Origin of the sequence: Xanthomonas cannabis pv. cannabis, from assembly GCF_000802365.1 — a bacterium.
GTDB lineage: Bacteria > Pseudomonadota > Gammaproteobacteria > Xanthomonadales > Xanthomonadaceae > Xanthomonas > Xanthomonas cannabis.
Map to the genome: position 1 here is coordinate 1 of NZ_JSZE01000128.1, position 9,465 is coordinate 9,465.

Annotated in this window: 10 protein-coding genes; 6 read left to right on the top strand and 4 right to left on the bottom strand. The window is 62.5% G+C overall.

What is annotated here, in order from left to right; translation table 11 throughout:
* Window positions 1-351: 351 nt before the first annotated feature.
* From OZ10_RS22565 to OZ10_RS22925, 4 genes are all read right to left on the bottom strand, one after another.
* The gene (locus OZ10_RS22565) at window positions 352-870 is read right to left on the bottom strand and encodes a hypothetical protein (RefSeq protein WP_158002184.1); all 519 of its coding nucleotides are present in this window, start codon (window positions 868-870) and stop codon (window positions 352-354) included.
* Window positions 867-1,328, bottom strand: coding sequence for a hypothetical protein (locus OZ10_RS21630; RefSeq protein ID WP_081419639.1), 462 nt, complete (start codon window positions 1,326-1,328; stop codon window positions 867-869). Before OZ10_RS21630 ends, OZ10_RS22565 begins: the two co-directional genes overlap by 4 nt.
* Window positions 1,329-1,368: 40 nt before the next feature.
* Window positions 1,369-3,072, bottom strand: coding sequence for a type IV secretory system conjugative DNA transfer family protein (locus tag OZ10_RS17615; protein ID WP_039566248.1), 1,704 nt, complete (start codon window positions 3,070-3,072; stop codon window positions 1,369-1,371).
* Between the two features lie 263 nt (window positions 3,073-3,335).
* Window positions 3,336-3,485 carry a hypothetical protein gene (locus OZ10_RS22925; protein ID WP_236726994.1) on the bottom strand — a complete coding sequence of 50 codons (150 nt, stop codon included), beginning with the start codon at window positions 3,483-3,485 and terminating at the stop codon, window positions 3,336-3,338.
* Window positions 3,486-3,881: 396 nt separating this feature from the next.
* Here OZ10_RS22925 and amaB point away from each other — a divergent pair, with 396 nt between their 5' ends.
* From amaB to OZ10_RS17650, 6 genes are all read left to right on the top strand, one after another.
* Window positions 3,882-5,414, top strand: a complete 1,533-nt coding sequence (amaB, locus tag OZ10_RS17625) for an L-piperidine-6-carboxylate dehydrogenase (protein WP_039404419.1) — start codon at window positions 3,882-3,884, stop codon at window positions 5,412-5,414.
* 329 nt (window positions 5,415-5,743) lie between these two features.
* Window positions 5,744-6,028, top strand: a complete 285-nt coding sequence (locus OZ10_RS17630; protein ID WP_039404416.1) for a DUF4190 domain-containing protein — start codon at window positions 5,744-5,746, stop codon at window positions 6,026-6,028.
* Between the two features lie 2 nt (window positions 6,029-6,030).
* Window positions 6,031-6,798 (top strand): class I SAM-dependent methyltransferase, encoded by a 768-nt coding sequence (locus OZ10_RS17635; RefSeq protein ID WP_202903036.1) that lies wholly within the window; start codon window positions 6,031-6,033, stop codon window positions 6,796-6,798.
* A gap of 5 nt (window positions 6,799-6,803) precedes the next feature.
* The gene (locus OZ10_RS17640) at window positions 6,804-7,859 is read left to right on the top strand and encodes a quinone-dependent dihydroorotate dehydrogenase (RefSeq protein WP_039404414.1); all 1,056 of its coding nucleotides are present in this window, start codon (window positions 6,804-6,806) and stop codon (window positions 7,857-7,859) included.
* Entirely contained in the window at window positions 7,856-8,908 is a 1,053-nt protein-coding gene (gene murB / locus OZ10_RS17645; protein WP_039566252.1) for a UDP-N-acetylmuramate dehydrogenase, read from the top strand. Before OZ10_RS17640 ends, murB begins: the two co-directional genes overlap by 4 nt.
* A partial coding sequence (locus tag OZ10_RS17650; protein ID WP_039566255.1) for a DMT family transporter occupies window positions 8,902-9,465 on the top strand: 564 nt, incomplete at its 3' end. The genes murB and OZ10_RS17650, both read left to right, overlap by 7 nt.

The following is a 9,465-nucleotide window of genomic DNA, read 5'->3' on the forward strand; positions in this document are numbered from 1 at the left end:
CGACCCAAGAAAGCAATTGGCGGCATGACGCCGTCCGCTTATGCCCAACATCTGGCAAACACCGATATCATCAACCCCGGACTCTAAACCCGACCGCTACTCAGGGCGGGGGGACGTCGCGGACTCATACGCTGACTGAGCGGAAGCGTGCTCTGGTCTAACGCCTTTGATGTTCCCTCAATGGCCGTTCCGCGAAAATACTCTCTGTTGTCGAGCCTCAGAACTTTGTTCTCGCGGAGCGCATCATCACTGGCTGGGATGCGCAGCATGCCCTCGTGTTCACGCGCACGGGCCACGATCAGCTCAAAGGCTGCTTGCTGACCGAGCCGGTCTTTCACACCGGCCAGCGCTTCACGCGGAAGCCCCAATCGAGCTGACGTTTGGATTGGCAAGAATGCGAGGCACTTCAATTTCGCCAAAGACACGGCTTGGCTGAGCGTCGCCCACGATGGCATGAACCTCACCTACGGTTGCATCTGCAAACCGTCCAGACGCATCTGCCCAAGGACCTTGCGTGGGGTGGTAAAGCCACTCTGTGGCAGGCCCACGATGAGACCCGTCTATCAGCTCACGAGGCGAAATTTCGTAGATGTCGGCGAGCGCGGTATAGAACTCACGGGAATTCAGAAACTTCGATGCCTGGCTTTTATCGATAACCCGGATGTCTTCGCCAGATTCGATCATCGATCCAATGACATCAGTCGACCAGATGTCCTTCGCTGCCGGGCCACTGTAAAGAACAGTGACCTTGCCTGAGGCATTTGCATCCACCTGCGCGGCGAGCGACCGCAGCGATTCTGGTGTTTGGTAATCGCCAGGGTTCTGACGAATTCTATCGATTGCGTCCTGGGCAGATATCGAGCCATTCACACCAAGCACCCCTCATCGACTTCAAAAACGATGTGGTAGTCCGTGTTCCTGGAATGGACGCCAAAATCCTTGTATGCAAGCAAGGCTTCTTTGAGGTCAGCTATGAATTGCTCCTTATCGGCCTTGAGATGCTCAGGCAGTCCCTCTCCACCATTGATCCACATCAGTCTCCAATGGGACCAACCGGGCTGACCACGCGCGCCTCCACCGTCGACCAAATCCAATCTCAGCGTTAGAAGCTCTCCATGCCAATAGAAGGAAAATTTCGTCTGATTTCTGACTTCAATTTCAGTGCCGCCACCGTTTGCGACATTGCGCAAATACATGTCGCGATCACGATCAAATGTCCAGTCTCTCGCATTGGTGCCACCGACCACAAAGTCTCTGTCGATCGCTTCTAGGTTGTATTTGACAACATCTGGCTCAGGAATAAATTCATTTACAAATGGCATTCTAATTTCCCGGCAATGGCTTGGAATTTTTCGTCAAGAGCTAATTTCATGAGCCCGAGACGGCGGCAGATAACTTATTCACCTCGGCTTTTGGTAGCAGCCGTTTAGTGAAGTAGGTATCTTCGTAATACTTGATCTTCTCGCAGAGCACCGGGCTTGGGATGCCTTCATAGAGAAAGACCTCCTTGTCAAAGCCCATCGCTTTCAATTCCTGCGGCAGCATCAATGCGCGGCGCTGCTCGGTCTCGGAGTAGGACACACTGCTTTGCTTGCCACTGGTGTGCGACTTGTTCTTCTTGCGCACCGTGGTGTAGCCGAGCATGTCGGAGTAGTCGTTGGCGTCTTGCTGCTCGCGCGGAGCATAGACAATTTGCAAGGCATGGTTGGTGATGATCGTGCGCGAGACATCCTTGCCATAGGTCGCGTCCAGCTGCGCCATGCTCTGGATGATCGGCAGCAAGCGAATGTTGTAGCCAGCCATGTAGCTCACCGCGCTTGCAATGATGTCGACACGCCCGATGGACGTGAATTCGTCCATCAGCAGCAGGCATTGATGTTTGAGCGCCGGGTTGTTCTGCGGCAGCTCTTTGGTGTTGAGGTTGATGAGCTGACTAAACAGCAAGTTGATCAGCAAGCGGCTTTCGGCAAGCTTGTTGGGCTGGATGCCGATGTAGATGCTCATCTTCTTCTTGCGCACATCGGTCAGCAGGAAGTCGTTGCCGCTGGTTGCCGCATCGAGAATCGGATTGATGAACTGGTTGAGCGGCTCCTTGAACGTGCCCATGATCGACGCAAAGGTCTCTTCAGCCTGCGACAGCAAGTTGTCAAACGCGGTCTTCGCGTCGCGGCCCAGGAAGTCGCGCTGAGAAAGCTTTTTGAGGTAGCCCTTCAAGTCGCTGCCATCTCCCGACGACACGCGATAGAGCATCCCAAGGGTTGGGAACATCCACATTTCCTTTGGATGCTTACGCTTGATCTGATCGTCCAGGCTATCGAACAGATAAAGCGTGAAGGCCATGAAGGCATTGCGGGCTTGGCTCACCCAGAACTTCTGGGCATCGGAGCCATCCGGGTAGAGCATCGCCGCGACACTCATCAGATCCGACACACGAAAGGCGGGATCGGGCGAGATGTAGCTCAGCGGATTCCAGCGATGCGTGCGCCCATCTTCCGCGAAGGGGTTGAACAAAAAGACCTCTTGACCCTGGCTCTTGCGCCAGCCAGAAGTTAGATCGAAGTTCTCCTGCTTGATATCCAGGACCACCACCGAGCCTTGGTAGTCGAGCAGATTGGGAATGACGATGCCCACGCCTTTACCCGAACGCGTGGGCGCGGCCAGGATCACAAACTGTTGCCCAGGTAGACGCACCAACTTGCCACCGTGCTTGCCGACCACGATGCCGGTCGGCGACGGTTTGAGCATGTCCTTTTTGGCCAAATCACTGCCAGAGGCAAAGCGCGCGTCGCCGTGTAAGGCGGCGGCCTTTGGCTTGAACAGTGGGATCAGTAGTGCGATCCAGGCCAGGAGCGGCACGCCGAAGCCGAAGGCGCCAGCCAGCTTGATCTTGGTCGCGTAGGGAGCGAACTGCGGAAAGTCGAGTGCTTTGACGTAAGACCAATAGGTGCCGACGCTAAGCGGCCCAGCCACTTTCAACAGCATCAAGATCAACTGGCCCGAAAGGTAGACCCCTGCGGTGAGGGCGAAGAGCAAGAGCGCGATGGTGACACTGAGCTTGATCTTGCCGGTCATGACGCGCTGCCTTCCATCTGTGATCCCTGGCTTGTTTGGAAACGACCGTCCACTCGCAAGATTACAGGATCACACCGCCCGTTCAGATCGGATGGGCGTTGGCATCTGTGTAGGAAATTGTCTGACGGGAAGCATGCCAAGACAGCAACGGGACCTTTCGCACCATGGACTAGGCGGGCCGCTGCGCTGGGCTCAGCCGCAATTTTGCGACGTCCTTCGCTGCTCCCCGAGCGAGAGCTTGTCCGCCGTCTAGGTTGTTGGGCCTACTCTTTTTCGGCTTTCGAAGGAGGCGAAGCGGCGAGTGCCAACAAGTGTTTCGCCAGCTCATCCTGCTGCCCCTCGGGCAGCTGGCGCACCAGCTCGATGATCTGACCAAGTTGATCAGACTCGGCGACCAAGGAACTGAGGGACACACAAAGTGCATCAGACAGATCCAGGGCAGTCTTGAGATATGGGTCATGCGTGCCCGTTTAGTAGCGGCTGATGCGAGCCTGAGCGATGCGACTCTCCAATCCAAGAGCGACACCCAAGTTGGGATGCCTAGGCCTGCATCGCATTCGCGGAACGGACGGCCTCATGCCTTATTAAACAAAGGGTTAAACAAGATAGCGGCAACCCTACAATTTCCCCTCTTCCTAGCAGGGGGACGCTCTATCCAGCTGAGCTACGGGGCCAAGGGCGGCATTGTCGCATGTTCAGCCGGCTTGCCAAGCCGGCGGGCGGCGGGTGGAGCCTGCTAAAATCGGCGGCTACCCATGTCGCTGGCTGGCCTTGGCCGCCGGGCGACCGTCCCGACTCCAGGAGATTCCATGTCCGCTGACCTGCTCAAGGCGCTCGACCTCGCCGCGTCCAATTCCGGCACTTACCTCGGCGAGGCGACCTGGTCGTCGGCCACCGGCGCGGGCGTACTGCAACCGCTCAATCCGACGACCAACGCCGTCATCGCCGATGTACGGGCGACCACGCCGGACGATTACGAGCTGATCATCCAGCGCGCGCAGGCGGCCTTCAAGCTGTGGCGGACCACGCCGGCCCCGCGTCGCGGTGAGGCGGTGCGCCTGTGTGGCGAGGCGCTGCGTGCGCACAAGGACGCACTGGGCTCGCTGGTGGCGTTGGAGATGGGCAAGAGCAAGCCGGAAGGCGATGGCGAAGTGCAGGAGATGATCGACATCGCCGACTTCGCCGTGGGCCAGAGCCGCATGCTCTATGGCTACACCATGCATTCGGAGCGTCCCGGCCACCGCATGTATGAGCAGTACCAGCCGCTGGGGCTGGTGGGCATCATCAGCGCGTTCAACTTCCCGGTGGCGGTGTGGGCGTGGAATGCGTTCCTTGCGGCGATCTGCGGCGATATCTGCATCTGGAAGCCGTCCAACAAGACGCCGCTGACCGCGATCGCGACGATGAAGATCTGCAATGCGGCGTTGAAGGACGCCGGCTTCCCGGACATCTTCTTCCTGATCAACGATGCCGGCACGGCGCTGTCGCAGACGCTGGTCGAAGACCGGCGCGTGCCGCTGATCAGCTTCACCGGTTCGACCCAGATCGGCCGCGTGGTCGCCGAAAAGGTCGCCCATCGCCTGGGCCGCTGCCTGCTGGAGCTGGGCGGCAATAACGCGATCATCCTGGATGAAACCGCCGACCTGAAGCTGGCCATCCCGGGCATCGTGTTCGGCGCAGTCGGCACGGCCGGGCAGCGCTGCACCACCACGCGCCGGCTGATCGTGCACGAATCCATCTACGACAACGTGCTGGCCACTTTGGTCAAGGCGTACAAGCAGCTCGACAGCAAGATCGGCGACCCCACCGACCCGGCGAACCTGATGGGCCCGCTGAACAGCCAGGGCGCCGTTGCGCAGTTCCTCGACTCGATCGCCAAGGCCAAGGCCGCTGGCGGCACGGTGGAAGTGGGTGGTACGGCGATCGATCGCCCGGGCAACTTCGTGCTGCCGGCGATCGTCACCGGGCTGCAGAACAGCGACGCGGTGGTGCAGCACGAGACCTTCGCCCCGATCCTGTATGTGATGAAGTACAGCACGCTGGACGAGGCGATCGATCTGCAGAACGGTGTGCCGCAGGGACTGTCGTCATCGATCTTCACCCAGAACCTCAAAGCGGCCGAGAAGTTCCTGTCCGCTGCGGGCAGCGATTGCGGCATCGCCAACGTCAACATCGGCACCTCGGGTGCGGAGATCGGTGGCGCCTTCGGCGGCGAGAAGGACACCGGCGGTGGCCGCGAATCCGGCTCGGACGCGTGGAAGGTCTACATGCGTCGCCAGACCAACACCATCAACTACTCCGATTCGCTGCCGCTGGCGCAAGGCATCAAGTTCGATCTCTGATCGATGCGGCAAGGTGCGCCGGCAGTGGTCCGGCGCGCTTGCGACGCAGCGATGTGGGCGCAGCCGCAGGCTGCTCGGCATCTGCGGCGACGCCGGACACGCCACTGACAACAGCGTCGCGGCAATGCAGGCGGCTGGCTGCCCTGCTCCGACACGCCCTGGCCTGGCAAGGCACCGCGGCGGCCCTGCCTGCTCTTCGGCACGTCAGGACGGGCCAATGACCGGCCGCACAGGGGTTCCCACCGCACACGGCACGCCTTTTCGGCGGCCGCTCTGGGATAATCGCGTCACCAGAGACCGGCTGCCGGCTCACTCTCACGGAGTTCATGATGAACGTTGTCGTTCGACAGACCAGCGCCATGGCCATCGTCAGCCTGGTCGCAGGCATTCTCGGCTGGACGCTGATCCCCTTCCTCGGCAGCATCTGCGCCATCATCACCGGCCATCTGGCGCGCGCCGAAATCCGGCGCAATCCGCAAGGCCTGGAAGGCGACGGGCTGGCCATCGGCGGGCTGATTCTTGGCTGGCTGGCGGTGGCGATGTGGCTGGTCGGCATCGTCATCTTCATCCTGTTCTTCGGTGGCATGGCGTGGCTGGCGGCCTCCAGCAGTTGAGCATGGCTGCGCCCTCCTCTGCCCAGCGCTTCAACGACCGTGTAGCCGCTTACGTGCGCTACCGGCCTAGCTACCCGCCGCAGGTGTTGCGTTGGCTGCATGACGACCTGGGCGTCACCCCCGCCACGCCGGTGGCCGACATCGGCGCCGGCACCGGCATTTCCAGCCGCCTGTTTCTTGAAGCCGGCTACGCGGTCAATGCGGTGGAGCCGAACCCGGCCATGCGCGCGGCCGCCCAGCAATGGCTGGCGGAGTTTCCGGCCTTCCGGGCCACCGACGGCACTGCCGAAGCTACCGGCCTGGCCGATGCCAGCGTGGGTCTGGTGTCGGCGGCGCAGGCCTTCCACTGGTTCGACACGCAGGCAGTGCGCCGCGAATGGGCACGCATCCTGCAGCCGGGCGGCCTGGCGGCGGTGTACTGGAATTCGCGCGAACTGGACAGCACCGCGTTCCTGCGCGGCTACGAGCAGCTGCTGCTGGAGTACGGCACCGATTATTCGGCCGTGGCCGAGCGCTACCAGGACGATGCCACCATGCAGGCCTGGTTCGGCGACGGGTTTCGCGCGATGGCGCGCTTTCCCAATGTGCAGCGGCTGGACTTCGATGCGCTGCGCGGCCGGTTGCTGTCGTCTTCGTATGCGCCGCTGGCACACGACCTGCGCCACGCGCCGATGCAGGCCGCGTTGCGCGCCCTGTTCGATGCGCACGCCCGCGACGGACTGATCGACTTCCATTACGAGACCCGCATTTTTGCCGGGAGTTTGAACTGACCCGCATGTATTCGCTTGCCCGCCCCTTCCTGTTTTCCCTCGATGCCGAGCGCGCCCACGCGCTGGCGCTGCGCTCCATCGATACCGCCTACCGCACCGGCACCACGTCGCTGCTGGCCAAGCGCCCGGTGCCGCTGCCGACCCCTGCGTTCGGCCTGATGTTCCCCAACCCGGTCGGACTGGGCGCCGGGCTGGACAAGAATGGCGAGCACATCGACGCCCTGCTGGCGTTGGGGTTTGGTTTTGTCGAGATCGGCACGGTGACCCCGCGCCCGCAGGAGGGCAACCCGAAGCCGCGCATGTTCCGGTTGCCCGAGTACCAGGCGGTGATCAACCGCATGGGCTTCAACAACCTGGGCGTGGATGCGCTGGTGGCCAATGTGCAGCGCGCGCGGCGGCGCGGTGGCCTGCTGGGCATCAACATCGGCAAGAACAAGGACACGCCCAACGAGGAGGCCACCAGCGACTACCGCTACTGCATGGAGCGCGTGTATCCGCTGGCCGACTACATCACCGTCAACATCTCTTCACCCAATACCGCCGGCCTGCGCGAGCTGCAGGAAGAACAATCGCTGCGCCGCTTGATCGCCGACCTGCGCGAGACCCAGGAAGCGCTCGCCGGCCAGCACAGCAAGCGGGTACCGATGCTGGTGAAGGTGGCGCCGGACCTCAACGATCGCGACATCGACGCCGCCGCACGCGTGTTGGCCGATCTGGCCGTGGATGGCGTGATTGCCACCAACACCACGGTGACCCGCACCTTGATCGCCAATCACCCGCTGGCCGCCGAAGCCGGCGGTTTGTCGGGCGCGCCATTGCTGGGGCAATCCACCCTAGTGCTGCGCCGCCTGCGCGCGCGGCTGCCCGAGTCGATCCCGCTGATCGGCGTGGGTGGCATCAGCTCCGGCGCCGACGCGGTGGCCAAGATGGCCGCCGGTGCGAGCCTGGTGCAGTGCTACAGCGGCCTGGTGTATCGCGGGCCGCCGTTGATCGGCGAATGCGTGGACGCCATCCGTCGCCGCCGCGAAGCGCCGAGCGGCGGTGCGGTGTCGCCGTTATGAACGAGGCTGTGCAACCGGGCTGGCAGTTGAGCGAACACGCGCCATTGCGTGCACTCAACACCTTTCACGTCGATGCCTCCGCGCGCTGGCTGCTGCGCATCCACACGCCCGAAGCCTTGCCGCAGGCGCTGGCAGCGCCGCAGATCGCGGGCGGACCGCTGCTGGTGCTGGGCAGCGGCAGCAATGTGTTGCTGGCCGGCGACCCGCCCGGCTGCGTGCTGTGTTTCGAGAACCGCGACATTGCGATCATTGCGCACCACGCCGACCACGCCATCGTCCGCGCCGGTGCCGGCGTGAACTGGCATGCGCTGGTGCTGTATTCGCTGCAGCAGGGGCTATCGGGGCTGGAGAATCTGGCGCTGATTCCCGGCACCGTCGGCGCCTGCCCGATCCAGAACATCGGCGCCTATGGCGCGCAGGTGGGCGACTTCATCCAGGTGGTGGAAGCCTTCGACCAGCACAGCCAGCAGTTCGTGCGGCTGGAGGCAGCGGACTGCGCGTTCGACTACCGCGACAGCGTGTTCAAGCAGCAGCCCGAGCGTTACCTGATCGTGGCGGTGGAATTCAATCTGCCGCTGCTGCACGAGCTGCGGCTGGACTACGCCGGCATCCGCGAGGAGCTGGCCAGCATGGGCGCCGAGCTGGCGGGCGCGGCCGATGTGGCGCAGGCGGTGATCAACATCCGCCGCCGCAAATTGCCGGACCCGGACGTGCTCGGCAATGCCGGCAGCTTCTTCAAGAATCCGCTGCTGCCGAGCGAACAGATTGCCGCGTTGCAGGCCACCTTCGCCGACATGCCGGTGTATCCGGGTCAGCAGCCTGGCCAGGGCAAGTTGTCGGCCGCCTGGTTGATCGAACAGTGCGGCTGGAAGGGCCAGCGCGAAGGCGACGCCGGCGTGTCGCCGGCGCATGCCTTGGTGCTGGTCAATTACGGCAGCGCAACCGGCGCACAGCTGCTGGACGTTGCGCGACGCATCGCCGAATCGGTGCGCGAGCGCTACTCGGTGATCCTGGAGCCGGAACCCCGCATCATCGGAGCGCATTGGTGACTGCACCCTCGGCGTCCATGCGCGCCGCTGCCTGGATGCTGATCAGCACGCTCGCCTTCGGTCTGATGGCCATCACCATCCGGCTGGCATCCAAGACCGTCGCCACCACCGAGATCGCGTTCTTCCGCAATGCATTCGGCCTGCTGGCGCTGCTGCCGCTGCTCATTGGCCCCGGCAAGACGCTGCCGCGCACCCGTCAGTTGCCGCACTATTTCGCACGCACGCTGATTGGCCTGGCCTCGATGCTGTGCGGGTTCTGGGCGATCGGCCATCTGCCGTTGTCGCAGGCAATTTCGCTCTCCTATTCCACGCCGTTGTTCGTCACCGTGCTGGCCGTGATCTGGCTGCACGAACAGGTGCGCATGCGCCGCTGGCTGGCAGTGGCAGCCGGATTTATCGGGGTGCTGGTAATCCTGCGCCCGGGCTCGTCCACCTTCAGCCCGGGACTGCTGATTGCGCTGCTCGCGGCAGTGATCAGTGCCATCGTGGCAATCCAGATCAAGCAGCTTTCGCGCAACGACGATTCGGACACGGTGGTGTTCTACACCTACGTGTTC